At 73.5% G+C, this 14,738-nt stretch carries 12 protein-coding genes; 3 read left to right on the top strand and 9 right to left on the bottom strand.

Going from position 1 to position 14,738, the window contains the following annotated elements; genetic code table 11:
- Both J7E97_RS34680 and J7E97_RS34675 read left to right on the top strand, forming a co-directional pair.
- On the top strand, positions 1–617 hold a 617-nt coding region (locus J7E97_RS34680; RefSeq protein ID WP_215035511.1), incomplete at its 5' end, for a TOMM precursor leader peptide-binding protein.
- Between the two features lie 95 nt (positions 618–712).
- Entirely contained in the window at positions 713–2,044 is a 1,332-nt protein-coding gene (locus J7E97_RS34675; protein WP_215035509.1) for an AarF/ABC1/UbiB kinase family protein, read from the top strand.
- A 58-nt stretch (positions 2,045–2,102) separates the two neighbouring features.
- On the opposite strand, the gene J7E97_RS34670 is transcribed toward J7E97_RS34675, so the two are convergent.
- From J7E97_RS34670 to J7E97_RS34650, 5 genes are all read right to left on the bottom strand, one after another.
- Positions 2,103–2,309 carry a hypothetical protein gene (locus J7E97_RS34670; protein ID WP_215035507.1) on the bottom strand — a complete coding sequence of 69 codons (207 nt, stop codon included), beginning with the start codon at positions 2,307–2,309 and terminating at the stop codon, positions 2,103–2,105.
- 130 nt (positions 2,310–2,439) lie between these two features.
- The gene (locus J7E97_RS34665) at positions 2,440–2,772 is read right to left on the bottom strand and encodes a hypothetical protein (RefSeq protein WP_215035505.1); all 333 of its coding nucleotides are present in this window, start codon (positions 2,770–2,772) and stop codon (positions 2,440–2,442) included.
- On the bottom strand, positions 2,769–3,140 hold the full coding sequence (locus tag J7E97_RS34660; protein WP_215035503.1) for a WhiB family transcriptional regulator: 372 nt from the start codon (positions 3,138–3,140) through the stop codon (positions 2,769–2,771). Before J7E97_RS34660 ends, J7E97_RS34665 begins: the two co-directional genes overlap by 4 nt.
- Before the next feature lie 197 nt (positions 3,141–3,337).
- Positions 3,338–3,682, bottom strand: coding sequence for a hypothetical protein (locus J7E97_RS34655; RefSeq protein WP_374224307.1), 345 nt, complete (start codon positions 3,680–3,682; stop codon positions 3,338–3,340).
- Positions 3,683–3,851: 169 nt separating this feature from the next.
- Positions 3,852–6,017 (bottom strand): ATP-dependent DNA helicase UvrD2, encoded by a 2,166-nt coding sequence (locus tag J7E97_RS34650; protein ID WP_215035501.1) that lies wholly within the window; start codon positions 6,015–6,017, stop codon positions 3,852–3,854.
- Positions 6,018–6,173: 156 nt separating this feature from the next.
- Between J7E97_RS34650 and J7E97_RS34645 the strand changes: the two genes are divergently transcribed.
- Positions 6,174–6,434: a mycoredoxin gene (locus J7E97_RS34645; RefSeq protein ID WP_215035499.1), complete on the top strand. Its 261-nt coding sequence runs from the start codon at positions 6,174–6,176 to the stop codon at positions 6,432–6,434.
- Positions 6,435–6,497: 63 nt separating this feature from the next.
- Here J7E97_RS34645 and nudC read toward each other — a convergent pair whose 3' ends face one another.
- The 4 genes from nudC to J7E97_RS34625 all read right to left on the bottom strand — a co-directional run.
- Positions 6,498–7,448 (bottom strand): NAD(+) diphosphatase, encoded by a 951-nt coding sequence (nudC, locus tag J7E97_RS34640; RefSeq protein ID WP_215035497.1) that lies wholly within the window; start codon positions 7,446–7,448, stop codon positions 6,498–6,500.
- A 63-nt stretch (positions 7,449–7,511) separates the two neighbouring features.
- On the bottom strand, positions 7,512–8,924 hold the full coding sequence (locus J7E97_RS34635) for a dipeptidase (protein WP_215035494.1): 1,413 nt from the start codon (positions 8,922–8,924) through the stop codon (positions 7,512–7,514).
- Positions 8,925–8,934: 10 nt separating this feature from the next.
- Positions 8,935–12,672, bottom strand: coding sequence for an ATP-dependent DNA helicase (locus tag J7E97_RS34630; RefSeq protein WP_308346939.1), 3,738 nt, complete (start codon positions 12,670–12,672; stop codon positions 8,935–8,937).
- A 47-nt stretch (positions 12,673–12,719) separates the two neighbouring features.
- Positions 12,720–14,738 (bottom strand): UrvD/REP family ATP-dependent DNA helicase (locus J7E97_RS34625; protein WP_215035492.1); only part of this gene is annotated, 2,019 nt, incomplete at its 5' end.

Raw genomic sequence — 14,738 nt, 5'->3', positions numbered from 1 at the left:
GTCCCGGCGGTGTGGGCAAGCTGCGCGCCGAGGCCGCGCGGGCGGCGGTCCGCGCGGCCGCCCCGGGGCGCGGGCCGCGGACCGCGGAGACCGAGGGAGCGGAGCCGGGGCTGGCCCTGGTGGTGGTCGCGCCCCGGGACGGGCTGCAGTCCTGGGCCCCGGATCCGCAGACCTCGGCGGACTGGGTCGCCACCGGCACCCCGCACCTGTACGCCGGCGTGCTGGAAGGGACCGGGCTGGTGGGTCCGCTGGTGCTGCCGGGAGCCACGGCGTGCGCGGGGTGCATGGAGCGCGACCGCGTGGACCGGGATCCCGCGTGGCCCCGCATGCTGGTCCAGTGGCGCGCGGTCCACCGCCGGCGGAGTACCGGAGCCTGCGATCTGGGCCTGTCCACGGCGGTGGCCGGCCTGGCCGCCGCCCACGCCCTGTCCTTCCTCGACGGCGGACTCCCCGCCTCCACCGCCACCCGCTGGGAGGCCGCTCTTCCCGCTCTCCACTGGCACCCCACCGCGGTCCTGCCGCATCCCGACTGCCCGTGTGGTGCGGGCGGAGACCGTGAGCCCGTGGGAGTGCGGTCGGTGGCGGCATCGGGCTCGGGGACTCGGAGCGGGCCATGACAGGATTGCCATGGCCGAGGCGCCGTCCGAGAGCTCATCGGGGGCTCCCCCGAACCGCCGCTTGCGGCTCAGCTGTCTGGGAATTGGAGGGGCGCATGTCTGATCTTCCCCTGAAGGCGGTCACCCGTACCGTCAAGCTGGCCGCGCTGCCACTCGGCATGGCGGGCCGGGCCACTTGGGGCCTCGGCAAGCGGATCGGCGGCAAGTCGGCGGAGATCGTCGCGCGCGAGCTCCAGCAGCGCACCGCCGAGCAGCTGTTCCGCGTCCTGGGAGAGCTGAAGGGCGGTGCCATGAAGTTCGGGCAGGCGCTCTCGGTCTTCGAGTCGGCCCTGCCCGAGGAGGTCGCCGGGCCCTACCGGGCGGCGCTGACGAAGCTTCAGGAAGCCGCGCCGCCGCTGCCCACGGCGACCGTGCACCAGGTGCTCGGGGACCGGCTCGGACCGGACTGGCGGGATCTGTTCGAGGAGTTCGAGGACAAGCCGGCCGCGGCGGCCTCGATCGGGCAGGTGCACCGGGCGGTGTGGCACGACGGCCGCCAGGTGGCGGTCAAGGTCCAGTACCCCGGGGCCGGCGAGGCGTTGCTGTCGGACCTCAAGCAGCTGAGCCGGTTCGCGGGGCTGCTGGGCCCGCTGATCCCGGGCATGGAGATCAAGCCGCTGATCAAGGAGTTGCGCGACCGGGTCGCGGAAGAGCTCGACTACGAACTGGAGGCCGAGGCGCAGCGGACGCACGCCGACGCCTTCGAGGGCGACGAGGACGTGGTCGTGCCGCAGGTCGTCCACCAGGGTGACCAGGTGCTGGTGACCGAGTGGATGGAGGGGACCCCGCTGTCGGAGGTGATCGCCGACGGCACCGAGGAGGAGCGTGACCGCGCCGGTCAGCTGCTGGCTCGGTTCCTCTTCTCCGGCCCCGCCCGCACCGGGCTGCTCCACGCGGATCCGCACCCGGGCAACTTCCGGCTGATATCCGGGGCGGACGGCCGGATGCGGCTGGGCGTGCTGGACTTCGGGACGGTGGACCGGCTGCCCGGGGGCTGGCCGAAGCCCATCGGCAAGTCGCTGCGGATGACGCTGGACGGTGACGCCGAGGGGGTCTACGGGCACCTGCGCGCGGAGGGCTTCGTACGGGAATCCATAGAGCTGGACCCGGATGCGCTGCTCGACTACCTCAAGCCCATCATCGAGCCCGCCGAGGCCGAGGAGTTCACCTTCACCCGGCCGTGGCTGCGCGGCCAGGCGGCGCGGATAGCCGATCCCCGCTCCCCCGCACACCAGTTGGGGCGTCAGATCAACCTGCCGCCCTCGTACCTGCTGATCCACCGGGTGACGCTGAGCACGATCGGCGTGCTGTGCCAGTTGGGCGCGACGGTCCGGCTCCGCGACGAACTGGAATCCTGGCTCCCGGGATTCCTGCCGGACGAGGACTAGGACCGGTCGGCCGCCGCCGCCGCTGCCGAGCGACCGGGGCCGACCGTTTCGGCGCCGGTCACCACCAGGCGGAGTCGAGGCGGCTTTCGATGGCGCGGAGGTTGGCCCGCGCGCAGTCGACGCAGAAGTACTGTCTGGTCCCGTTCTCCACGGAGCAGGTCCAGGTGGGCGGGGCGCCGGCCGGGGACTGGGCGCCGCAGCGCGCGCAGACGACGGGCGGGGCCTCGGGTCCCGGCGGGGCCGGGTGGGAAGTCGGCTGGTCCACCTCCAGACGATATCCCCGCCGCCCCCGCCCTGCGTGACGGCGCTCCGCAACGCACCGGGGGGACCGGTCCGTTCGGACCGGTCCCCCCGGGCGTCACTGCAGGAGCGGTGCTCCGGCCGTGTCGGTGCTCTTAGTGCATGACGGCCATGGCCAGCGCGCGGCGGGCGCGCAGCGAGACGCGCTCGGCTCGCCGCTGCATGCGGCGCGCGGCGACCACGCGCAGGGCGCGACGTTCGACGTCGACCTCACGCATACGGTCGGCCATATGGGCACGAGCCATGGCTTCTGGGATGAGTTGCATTTCGCGGGTCCTGTTCTGACGCGAGGTGATCGCGCCGGCGGTGATGAAGTCTGCGGTGGCGGAGCCGTGCGGCTGCTCGCTCGTGGTGGCGTGGGGGGACATGAGGGCCTGCTTCAAGGGGTCGTGCGTGAGGGGGCGGTCGATGGTTCCGTTGGCGGTCATGCCGCGACAACCGGGTTCTTGCGCGGACGGCCACGGGGACGCTTGCGCGCTACCACGACGCCCTGGACGAAGAGCTCGCCACCCCAGACACCCCAGGGCTCGCGGCGCTCGAGCGCACCGGCGAGGCAGGCCTCGACCAGCGGGCAGGTGCCACAGAGGGACTTCGCGTACTCGACGTCCGCCGGGGACTCGGCGAAGAAGACCTCGGGGTCGTAGGTACGGCAGGCAACGGGTACGCCGAGGTTCTCGATGGCGTCATCGAGCGCGGTCAGCGCGGTGAGGGGAGTCAAGGTGGAGTCCTCCGGGACTGCGGGCGGGGAGAGGGTCTGGGTCTGGGGTACCGACGGGGCGTGCGCTTCGAGTTGCACGGTGGTTTCTTCCTCGTCTTTGTCGTCTAGTCGTTCCGGCCGGTCGGCCGGGGGTGGCTGGGCTGTCTCGTCACACCGACTGGACTTGCCAGTCCCGAGGCCCCTTCGCTCGTCGCCCCCTGTTCGGGGACAAACAAAAGGGCCGCGGATCCCGGGTGGGGTTCCGCGGCCCTGAAGGCGCCGGCCTGATCATGCGATCAGGCTGGATCACTCCAGGGTTCGAGCCCGCGGAAGGCCCACATCAGGTGGTGCTGCTGCTTCGTCTGCTTCGTCTTGGCTCCGGCACCGGCTGCGGCCGCGAATCCATAGGCGCCATGCGCCTGGGCTTCTGCTGCCTTTACTGCCACCGGTGCCATGGCCGGTCGCTCATTGCGCTCGCTGACCAGCAGCGCGACGGGCGCGGTGGCGGCCAGAACAGCCCTGTCAGCGCACAGCGCGGACAGACCGGTACCCGTGAGCGGAAGGAGCGTGGAGGAACCGAGCGTGCTGGAAGCGACGACCGAGCGATCGGTCATTTTGATGGCGGTGATGAAGCTGGTCACTGGTCTCGCCTCCTCTCGGCGTCTCGGGGACTCGGCCCGGAGGCCTGGTCCCGTACGTATTCGGATAAGTACAGCACGGATCCGGGGCTTCGGAGAAGCCCACCGTTTCCGTTGTTAAGAACCTATGGGGCTTGGCTGGGCATGTGCAAACTATTTTTCCGACGAGTTTCTACGCGTCGTCAGAATCTTCCGTCCCGCTGTCCTCACCTGCGCAGATGGCCAGCACATCGGCTCCGTACCGCTCGAGCTTGCGGGCACCGACCCCCGAGATCATCGAGAGCTCTCCCGCCTCCGACGGCGTGGCCTCCGCGATGGCCATCAGCGTCTTGTCGGTGAAGACGCAGTAGCCGGGCATGCCCTGCTCCTTCGCCTGGACGGCGCGCCAGTCGCGCAGCCGCTCGTAGAGCCCCTCGTCCATGTCCGACGGGCAGTCCTCGCAGCGCATCAGCTTGAGCTCGCCCGCCTCGGTCAGGGTCTTGCCGCAGACGCGGCACAGGACCGGGCCGCGGCGGCCGCGCTTGCGGGCCCCCCGCTCGGCCGCGCCGCCCACGACGCTTCCCGGGGCCGCGGATCCCGGACGCAGGCCGTTCAGGAAGCGGCTGGGGCGTCGGGAGCCCCGGCCGCCCGGAGCGCGGGAGAGCGCCCAGGAGAGCGTCAGGTGGTGCCTCGCGCGGGTGACGCCGACGTAGAGCAGCCGGCGCTCCTCCTCGACCTGCTCGTCGGTCTTGGCGTACGTGATCGGCATCATGCCGTCGGTCAGGCCGACGAGGAACACCGCGTCCCACTCCAGGCCCTTCGCCGCGTGCAGCGAGGCCAGGGTGACTCCCTGGACGGTCGGGGCGTGCTGGGCGGCCTTGCGCTCCTCCAGCTCGATCGTCAGGTCGGCCAGGGTTGCGCCCGGCCGGGCGCGGGCGAAGTCGTCGGCGAGGCGGACCAGTGCGGCCAGCGATTCCCACTGGTCGCGGACGGCTCCGGAGCCGGTGGGCGGCTCGGAGGTCCAGCCGGTGGAGCTGAGGACGGCGCGGACCTGGGAGTCGAGCTCCACCACGTCGTCGAGCAGGGCGTCGTTGCCGCCGGAGCGGGCGGCTCCGCGCAGCGCCATGATCGCCTTCTGCACCTCGGCGCGCTCGAAGAAGCGCTCGGCTCCGCGCAGCTGGTAGGGGACGCCCGCGTCGGCGAGGGCCTGCTCGTAGACCTCGGACTGGGCGTTGATGCGGAAGAGCACGGCGATCTCGCCCGCCGGGACGCCCGCCGCGATCAGCTCCCGGATCCGGCGGGCGATGCCCTCGGCCTCGGCGGGCTCGTCCGGGTACTCCGCGTAGACCGGGTCGGGGCCGGTCTCGCGCTGGGAGACCAGCTCCAGGCGGTGCTCGGCGGCGCGGCCCTTGGCCTGGTTCAGCAGGCCGTTGGCGAGGTGGACCACCTGGGGGGTGGAGCGGTAGTCGCGGACCAGCTTGACCAGGGTGGCCTGGGGGTACTTGGTGCGGAAGTTCAGCAGGTGGTCGGGGGTGGCCCCGGTGAAGGAGTAGATCGTCTGGCTGGCGTCGCCGACGACGCAGAGGCTGTCGCGCTCGCCGAGCCACAGGTCCAGCAGCCGCTGCTGGAGCGGGCTGACGTCCTGGTACTCGTCGACCACGAAGTGCTGGTACTGGGCGCGGATCTGCTCGGCGATGTCGTGGCGGTCCTGGAGGATGCCGACGGTGAGGAGCAGCACGTCCTCGAAGTCGATCATGCCGCGGTCGCGCTTGAGCTGCTCGTACGTCCCGTAGATCTGGGCGATCTCCGCCAGGTCCCGGGGGGCCTCGCGGCCGGACTTGACGGCGGCCGCCGGATAGTCGGCGGGGACGGTCTGGGTGACCTTCGCCCACTCGATCTCGCCGGTCACGTCGCGCAGCTCGCCCCGGTCGAGGCGGATGCGGCAGCGCGAGCCCGCCTCGGCGACGAACTGGATCTTGCGCTCCAACAGCCGGGGCACTTCGCCGCCGACCGCCTTGGGCCAGAAGTACTGGAGCTGGCGCAGGGCGGCGGAGTGGAACGTGCGCGCCTGTACCCCGCCGGCACCCAGCTGGCGCAGGCGTCCGCGCATCTCGCCGGCGGCCCGGTTGGTGAAGGTGACGGCCAGCACGCTCGCCGGCATCAGCTGCCCGGACTGGACCCCGTAGGCGATGCGGTGGGTGATCGCCCGGGTCTTGCCCGTGCCGGCGCCCGCCAGCACGCACACCGGCCCGCGCAGGGTCGTCGCGACCTCGCGCTGCTCCGGGTCAAGGCCCAGGAGCACCGCGTCGGCCGTGTCGGCGCCGGGCGTGAAGGATGAGGAGTGCGTTGCTGCTGTCACCCCGCCATGCTGCCAGGTCTCACGGGGCGGACGGGAAAATCGTCCACAGGCTGCCCCTGTCCGTCGTACTTGTCACACCGGGCGAACGGGAATGGCGGCGCGGTCCCGTACGTTCGAGTATTCGGACCACCGAGCCCCCACGAAGGAGCGCGCAGCATGCAGGACACGGGCACCGTCACGATGTACAGCACGACCTGGTGCGGCTACTGCCGCCGGCTGAAGAGCCAGCTGGACCGCGAAGGCATCGCGTACAACGAGATCAACATCGAGCTCGACCCGGCGTCCGCGGCGTTCGTGGAGAAGGCCAACGGCGGCAACCAGACGGTTCCCACCGTCCTCGTGAAGTCCGCCGCCGGCAGTGAGTCGGTCATGACGAACCCGAGCCTGGCCCAGGTCAAGCAGGCCCTCGCCGTCTGATCCGCACCTCCGCGCGCAGAGCGACCCCCGCCCCGGCGGGGGTCTTCCGCGTTCCTGGGGTGCCTACGGCGCCATCGGGCGCGGCAGGGGCTTGCCGTACCAGATCTCGACCAGGCGGGCCGCGATGGAGATGCCGGCCGGCGGGAGGACCTCGCCCGCCTCGATCGCCTCGCGGAGGTCGTCGCGCGAGAACCAGCGGGCCTCTTGGATCTCCTCCCCGTCGACCGTGATGTCCGAGGTCACGGCGCGCGCCGTGAAGCCCAGCATCAGGCTGTACGGGAACGGCCAGGGCTGGCTGGCGACGTAGTCGACCTCGCCGACCCTGATGCCCGCCTCCTCCCACACCTCGCGGATCACCGACTGCTCGATCGACTCGCCCGGCTCCACGAACCCGGCGAGGGTGGAGAAGCGGCCCTCCGGCCAGTGCACCTGGCGGCCCAGCAGCGCGCGGTCCTGCTCGTCCGTGACCAGCATGATCACGGCCGGGTCGGTGCGCGGGTAGTGTTCGGCGCCGCAGCCGGGGCAGCGGCGGATGTGCCCGGCGGCCGCGACCACCGTGCGCTCGCCGCAGCGGGAGCAGAAGCGGTGCATGCGCTGCCAGTTCTCCAGCGCCACCGCGTGGACCATCAGCCCGGCGTCCCGCGCGGACAGCAGGAGCCCGGCCTCGCGCAGGCCGGCCGGGCGGGCCGACTGGTCCATGCGGCCGGGCAGCGAGTCCTTCTGCAGCGCGAAGTACCGTACGCCGTCCTCGTCGCTGCCCAGGAAGTACCGGTGGGTCTCGGTGACCGGGGCCTCGAAAGCCGGGGTCATGACGATGGAGGTGCCGCCGTCGGGGGTGTCGTCGACCAGGACCTGGCCGCCGGAGACGACGAAGACGCGGGTCGTCGGGTGGCTCCAGGCCGCGGCGAGCCACGCCTCGTCGAGGCGGTGGTGGGCGGCGCGGTCGATTCCGCTGGGCGCGGCGAGCGAGATCGGGCGCTCGGGCTCGGTACGGGTGCTCACAGGTACTTCCAACTCCCCCGGGGGTGGGACACGGGCAGGCTCAGCAGGACGGGTGTGCGGTGGGACGCGGCGGGCTCAGGCGGCTCCGGCCGGCTTCCAGTGGGCGGCCAGGTCGGCCCAGAGGTACGCCGTCGTCTCGACGCCCTTCAGGAGGAGGTCGAGCTCCACCTTCTCGTTCGGCGAGTGCCAGCCGTCGGAGGGCACGGAGATGCCGAGGAACAGGACGGGCGCGTCCAGCACGTCCTGGAGGTCGGCCGCGGGCCCCGAGCCGCCCTCGCGGGTGAAGCGGACCTTCTGGCCGAAGGCCCGTTCCATGGCGCGCACGACCGACCGCAGCGCCGGATGGTCCAGGGGCGTCAGGCACGGCCGGGTGGGGGCGCCGAAGGTGATGGAGTGCCGGATCCCGGCCGGGATCCGCTCCGCGACCCAGGTCCTGACGGCGGCCTCCACCTCGTACGGGTCCTGGCCGGACACCAGGCGGAACGACAGCTTCAGGTGCGCGGAGGCGGGCACGATGGTCTTGCCGCCGGGGCCCTGGTAGCCGCCGCCGATGCCGTTGACCTCGGCGGTGGGGCGGGCCCAGACGCGCTCCAGCGTGGAGTACCCGGCCTCGCCCGAGGCCGCGTGGGACTTGGCCGTACGCAGCCACTCGCTCTCGTCGAACGGCAGCTCGCCGATCAGCGCGCGCTCGACGTCCGTGAGCTCGGCGATGTCGTCGTAGAAGCCGGGGATGGTGACCCGCTCGTCGGCGTCGTGCAGGGCCGCGACGAGGCGGGCGGCGGCGGTCGCCGGATTCGGCACGGCGCCGCCGAAGGCGCCCGAGTGGATGTCCTGGTCGGGGCCGTGGAGGTCGATCTCGCAGTCGGCCACGCCGCGCATGCCGGTGCAGACGGTGGGGGTGGTCTCGGACCACATGCCGGTGTCGGAGACGATCACGACATCGGCGGCGAGGCGCCGCGCCTCGCGCTCGACCAGAGCGCGGAAATGCGGCGAACCGGACTCCTCCTCGCCCTCGACGATCAGCTTGAGGTTCACGGCGGGGGCGGACGCGCCGGTCTCGGCGAGGTGGGCCCGGACGCCGAGCGTGTGGAAGAACACCTGCCCCTTGTCGTCGGCGGCGCCGCGACCGTACATCCGGCCGTCCTTGATCACCGGCTCGAACGGATCGGTGTGCCAGCCGTCGGCGACGGCGGCGGGCTGCACGTCGTGGTGCCCGTAGACGAGCACGGTGGGGGCGGCCGGATCCTCGCTCGGCCACTCGGCGAAGACGGCGGGCGCGCCGTCCGTCCACCACACCTCGGCGACCGGGAAACCGGTCTCCTTCAGCTTCGCCGCCAGCCAGTCGGCGCTGCGCCGCACGTCGTCGGCGTGCTCGGGCTGGGCCGAGACGGACGGGATGCGGAGCCAGTCGGCGAGGTCGTCGAGGAAGGCGGCGCGGTGCGTGCCGATGTACGTGCGGACGACGCTGTCCGCCGGGGTGTCGCTCATGACCACGAGCCTAACCTTCCGGTCGGTGGTCACTTCGCGTGCCCGGTTCGCCTTGGAGGATCCGCTCAAGACGGACCCGGTCGGGGAGATCGCGCGGGCGGATGACGCGACCGCTGCGGACGTGCAGGAAGGCGGCGGAGACCTCGGAGAGGGGGGTGCCGGTGGCTTCCGCCCAGGCGAGGCGGTAGACCGCGAGCTGGAGGGGGTCGGCCTCCGTGGTCCGGCCGGTCTTCCAGTCGACGATCTCGTAGGTGCCGTCTTCGGGGTCGCGGTAGACGGCGTCGATCCGGCCGCGGATCACCCGGCCGGCGAGGGTCAGCTGGACCGCTACCTCCATGCGGTACGGGGTCCGGTCGGCGTACTCGCTGCGCTCGAAGGCCGCCTTGAGGGAGTCGAGGTCGGCCTCGTCGACGATGCCCTGGTCGGAGCCGGGGCCGGAGCCGGAGCCGGAGCCGGGACCGGAGGCCGGGCCGAAGGCCGAGCTCGATCCGAAGCCCCCGGCCGGTCCGGCGCCGGTGTCGAAGCCGGGGAGGTCCGCGACGGGGTCGAGGATGTCGAGGTGGGGCAGCGGGAGCTCGTCGAAGCGGGACTCGACCCAGGCGTGGAAACGGGTGCCGAGGCGCGCCGCGGGCTGCGGGGGCTTGGGCATGGGGCGGGCGAGGTCGCGTACGAAGCCCTGCTCGTCGGCGGCGAGGCGCAGCAGCTGGCTCGCGGAGAGCGAGGACGGGAGCTCGACGTCGCGGACGACCGCCCTGGCGCGGCGGAGCTCGCCCTCCAGGGCGTCGAGGTCTCGGTCCCAGGAGGCGACGGCCCGGACCTCTTCGGGGGCGAGGCCTTCGGGGGCGGGGAAGGAGACCGGGTCGGAGAAGGCGGCCGGGGCCGCCGCCAGATCCGGGTCCGGGTCCGGGCCCAGATCCGGGTCCGGGTCCGGGTCCGGGCCCAGATCCGGGTCCGGGTCCGGGCCCAGATCCTGATCCGGGCCCTGGTCCTGGTCCGGGCCGTGGTCCGGGCCCTGGTCCCGGTCCGGATCCCGGTCCAGATCCAGGTCCCACCAGTCAGAGTCCTCCGGGGGTTCCTCGTCGTAGGAAGGGTCTTCGCAGTGCGGGGGCCAGAGGTATGCGTCGGGCTCCGGGGGAAGGGGGGCGGCGGGCGGGGGCGTGGGGCGGGCGGCGTTGGAGAGGTGGGATTCGACCAGGGAGGCCGCGTGGCGGCGCAGGGCGAGGGACTGCGGGTCCAGGGGGAGGGGCCAGGAGTGGTCGGGGGTGGAGTCCGTCGCCAGGGCCGGGTTCTCGGCGTCGGGCGCCGGGGTGTCGGCCCAGGCTTCGATCTCGCCGTGGCCGGACGCGCAGTGGTCGTAGAGGGCCGACAGGAAGGCGGACGGGCCCCGGGGCTTCTTCTGGGTCGGGCCCCACCAGTGGCCCGAGGCGAGGAGGAGGGAGCGGGGGCGGGTGAAGGTGACGTACCCGAGGCGCAGTTCCTCGACGGCCTTGTGGGTCTTGAGGGCGGATTTGAACGCGCGCAGGCCCGGCGAGGTCCATTCCGGGGCGGCCGGGAGGGTGGCCGCGTCGCCTCGCAGGGCGTACGGGAGCACCTTGGCGTACGAGGTCCAGGCCTCCGGGGCCTTCTCCTTCGGGAACGAACCCGCGCACAGGTCGGGCACGACCACCACGTCCCACTCCAGGCCCTTGGACTTGTGGGCGGTGAGGACCTTGACCGTGTTCTCCCCGCCCGGCAGGGCGTGGTCCAGGCCCTTCTCGTACTGGGCCGCCGTGCGCAGGAAGGACAGGAAGGCGAGGAGCGAGGCCTCGCCGTCCAGGGAGGCGAACCCGGCCGCGACGTCCATGAAGCTCGACAGGGTTTCCCGGCGGCGGGCCGCCAGCGCGTGCGGGGACGCGGCCAGTTCCACGTCGAGCCCGGTCGTGGACAGCACTCGGTGCAGTACGTCCATCAGCGGGTCCGCGAGCGAACGCCGCAGGTCCCGCAGTTCCTGGGCGAGGTGCGCGAAGCGGACCCGGGCGGCAGCAGAGAAGGGCAGGTCGTCCGCGCCCGAGGCCGGGCCGGAGCCCGCGCCGGAGCCGTCCAGGAACGTTTCGAGCGCGTCCGCCAGGGATACGACCTCCACCGGGTCCACGCCCTCCACGGCGGCCGCGAGACGGTCCTCATCCCCGGAGCCGGGTCCGGACCCGGCTCCGCCACCGGCCCCCGACGGGCTGCGGGCGATCAGCGAGCGCGCCCGGCGGCCCAGCAGCGCCAGGTCCCGCCCGCCGATCCGCCAGCGCGGCCCGATGAGGAGCCGGACCAGCGAGGCGTTGGCGCCCGGGTCCTGGAGGACCTCGCAGACGGCGACCAGGTCGGCGACCTCGGGGAGGTGGAGGAGCCCGGACAGCCCGACCACCTCGACGGGGACGTCCCGCTCGACGAGGACCGCCTGGATCCGCGCGAAGTCCCCGGCCGAGCGGCACAGTACGGCGATCTCGCGCGGCTCCGTGCCCGTACGGACCAGGTGGGCGACCGAGTCCCCGAGCCAGTCGAGCTCCTGGGCGTGGGTCTCCAGCAGTGCGCAGCGCACCGACCCGGCCCGCTCCTCGCCCGGCGCGGGGCGCAGGGCCTCGACCCCCTCGTGCATCGAGCGGAGCGGGGCGGCGAGATCGTTGGCCAGGTCGAGGAGGCGGCCGCCGCTGCGCCGGTTCTCGCTGAGCGAGTACCGGGCGGCGGGGCTGCCGTCGGCGTACGGGAAGTGCTCGGGGAAGTCGTCGAGGTTGGCCACGGAGGCGCCGCGCCAGCCGTAGATCGCCTGGCAGGGGTCACCGACGGCCGTCACCGCGTGCCCGGTGCCCCCTCCGAAGAGCCCGGACAGCAGCAGCCGCTGCGCGACCGAGGTGTCCTGGTACTCGTCGAGCAGCACCACCCGGAACTCCTCGCGCAGCAGCGCCCCGACCTCGGGCCGGGTGGTGGCCAGCTGCGCGGAGAGGGCTATCTGGTCGCCGAAGTCCAGGAGGTCGCGGGAGCGTTTGGCGGCGCGGTAGCGCTCGGTGAGCTCGAGCAGTTCGAGGCGGCCCCGGACGGCCTCGGGGACCTTGCGCAGGTCCTCGTTGCCCAGCTTGGTGTCCGCGAGGACCGAGAGGAGCTCCGTGTCGTACGCGCGCAGGCGCTCCGGCGGTACCAGGTGCTCGGAGAGCTCGCCGTCCAGCGCGAGCAGGTCGCTGACCAGGTCGGGGACGGACTTGGTGAGGGACGGGTACGGGCCGGGGGCCTCCCGGAGCACGCGCGCGGCGAGCTGGAAGCGGGTGGCGTCGGCGAGCAGCCGGGCGCTGGGCTCCAGGCCGATCCGCAGGCCGTGGTCCTTGAGGAGCTGTCCGGCGAAGGCGTGGTACGTGGAGATGCGCGGCTCGCCGCCCGCCGCGTCGGCCTCGGCCGGGGAGGGGTCCGGGTCGGTGATCCCGGCCCGCGCGAGGGCCTTGCGGACGCGCTCGGCGAGCTCGCCGGCGGCCTTGTTGGTGAAGGTCAGGCCGAGGACCTGCTCGGGCGCGACGGCTCCGGTGCCGACCAGCCAGACCACGCGGGCGGCCATGACGGTGGTCTTGCCGGAGCCCGCGCCGGCCACGATGACCTGCGGGGCGGCCGGGGCGGTGACGCAGGCCATCTGTTCGGGCGTGAAGGGGATCCCGAGGAGCTCCTTGAGCTGCTCGGGATCGGTCAGCACGGGCGATGCGGGCTGGACGGACGGGACGGACGGACGCGCGGACACGTAAAAAGGCTAGCCGCCCCCGCTGACACTCCCCGCCGCGCGCCGGTTCACTCGACGGTCTGGCGGCCCTCCGGGCGGGCGCTGCACGAGCTGCGGAAGGAGCAGTGGTCGCAGTGCTTGCCGACGGCGGGCGCGAAGCGCTCGTCGAGGACCCGGCCGGCGGCGGTGGCGAGCAGGTCGCCGACCCACTCGCCGGAGGCGCCGCCCTCCAGGGCCTGCTGTGCCTGGATCTTGGGGACGGTGTCCCCTCCGTCGCGCCGGGCGGCGCCCTGGCGCAGCTGGACGAGCTCGGCCCCGCCCGGTTCGGGGCGCAGGCCCTCGAAGACCTCGTCGACGGCGCCTTCGCGCACGGCGAGCTGGTAGACGGCGAGCTGCGGGTGGCGCTCCACCTCCTTCGCCGTCGGCGCGGACTTGCCCGTCTTGAAGTCGACGACGTACGCGCGCCCCTGCGGGTCCGCCTCGACCCGGTCCATGGATCCCCGGATCCGGACGGCGTACTCGCCCGCCTCGAGCGTGACGTCGAAATCGTGCTCCGTGGCCACGGTCGCCCGGCCACCGCGGTCGGTGGTGTGCCAGCGCAGGAAGCGCTCCAGGGCGGCGCGGGCGTTGTCCTTCTCCTGCCGGGACTTCCAGGGGGCGTCGAAGGCGAGCGAGTCCCAGACGGAGTCGAGGCGTTCCATCAGGACGGCGAGGTCGGCGGGGGTGCGGCCGGAGGCGACCTCGTCGGCGAGGACGTGGACGACGTTGCCGAAGCCCTGGGCGGCGGTGGAGGGGGCGTCGGCCTTGACCTCGCGGCCCAGGAACCACTGGAGGGAGCAGGTGTTGGCGAGCTGCTCCAGGGCAGAGCCGGACAGGGCGACGGGCCGGTCCCGGTCGCGGAGCGGGACGCTGCTGCGGGTGGGCTCGTACAGGCCCCACCAGCGCTGCGGGTGCGCGGCCGGGACCAGCGGGCGGTCCTCGTCGTCGGTGAGCACGGCGAGCCGGGCGAGGCGGCGGGCGGCGGCCTCGCGCAGGGCCTCGGAGGCCTGCGGGTCGACGGTGGTGGCGCGGAGCTCGGCGACGAGCGCGGGGACGGCGAGGGGGCGGCGGGGACGTCCGGTGACGTCCTTGACGGGGACGCCGAGCTCGGTGAGGAAGCGGGACGGCTGGTCACCGTCGTCCGCCGGCGCCTTGACGGCGGTGACGACGAGGCGCTCCCGGGCGCGGGTGGCGGCGACGTAGAAGAGGCGGCGTTCCTCGGCGAGGAGCGCGCCGGGCGTGAGGGGTTCGGCGAGGCCGTCGCGTCCGATGCGGTCGGCTTCGAGGAGGGAGCCGCGGCGGCGCAGGTCGGGCCAGAGCCCTTCCTGGACTCCCGCGACGACGACGAGTCCCCACTCCAGGCCCTTGGAGCGGTGTGCGGTCATGAGGCGGACGGCCTCGCGGCGCACGGCGCGGGAGGTGAGGGTGTCGCCGGCGATGTCCTCGGCTTCGAGCTGTTCGAGGAAGTTGAGCGCGCCGCGGCCGCCGGTACGTTCCTCCGCGCGGGCGGCGGTGTCGAAGAGCGCGCAGATCGCGTCGAGGTCACGGTCGGCGTTGCGGCCGGCGGGGCCGCCGCGGCGGGCGCCGCGCTCCAGCCGCTGCGGCCAGGGCGTGCCGTCCCAGAGGGTCCACAGCACCTCTTCGGCGGTGCCGCCGCCGGCGAGGAGCTCACGGGCCTTGCGCAGGAGCAGGCCGAGGCGCTGCGCTCCGCGGGCGTAGGCGGGGTCGTGCGCGACGAGCCGCTCGGGCTCCGCGAGGGCGCGGGCGAGCAGGACGTCGGACGGTGCGGGTGTCCTGATCCCGGCGGCCCGCTCCTCGTCGCGCAGCGCGCGGCCGAGGCGGCGCAGGTCGGCGGAGTCCATCCCGCCGAGCGGCGAGGCGAGCAGCACGAGCGCGGCCTCGACCCCGACCCACCCGGTCTCGTGGCCGCCCGCGGCGGGCGCGGGCTCGGCGTCGGCATTGGCGTGGGCGTCCGCGTGGGCATCGGCGTCGGGCCCGGACCGGGCGTCGGCCTCCGAATCGGCACCCTCGGCGCCCGGCTCCGCCAG

It is taken from the genome of Streptomyces sp. ISL-66 (assembly GCF_018614135.1).
Taxonomy (GTDB): domain Bacteria; phylum Actinomycetota; class Actinomycetes; order Streptomycetales; family Streptomycetaceae; genus Streptomyces.
Note: the sequence above shows the minus strand (reverse complement) of the source record. Positions and strands in the feature narration are given on the sequence as shown.

Excerpts from the sequence above, each read along its gene's own strand:
- J7E97_RS34675 (WP_215035509.1), top strand. The coding sequence starts at position 713 with ATGTCTGATCTTCCCCTGAAGGCGGTCACCCGTACCGTCAAGCTGGCC.
- J7E97_RS34665 (WP_215035505.1), bottom strand. The coding sequence starts at position 2,772 with ATGACCGCCAACGGAACCATCGACCGCCCCCTCACGCACGACCCCTTG.
- J7E97_RS34645 (WP_215035499.1), top strand. The coding sequence starts at position 6,174 with ATGCAGGACACGGGCACCGTCACGATGTACAGCACGACCTGGTGCGGC.
- J7E97_RS34635 (WP_215035494.1), bottom strand. The coding sequence starts at position 8,924 with ATGAGCGACACCCCGGCGGACAGCGTCGTCCGCACGTACATCGGCACG.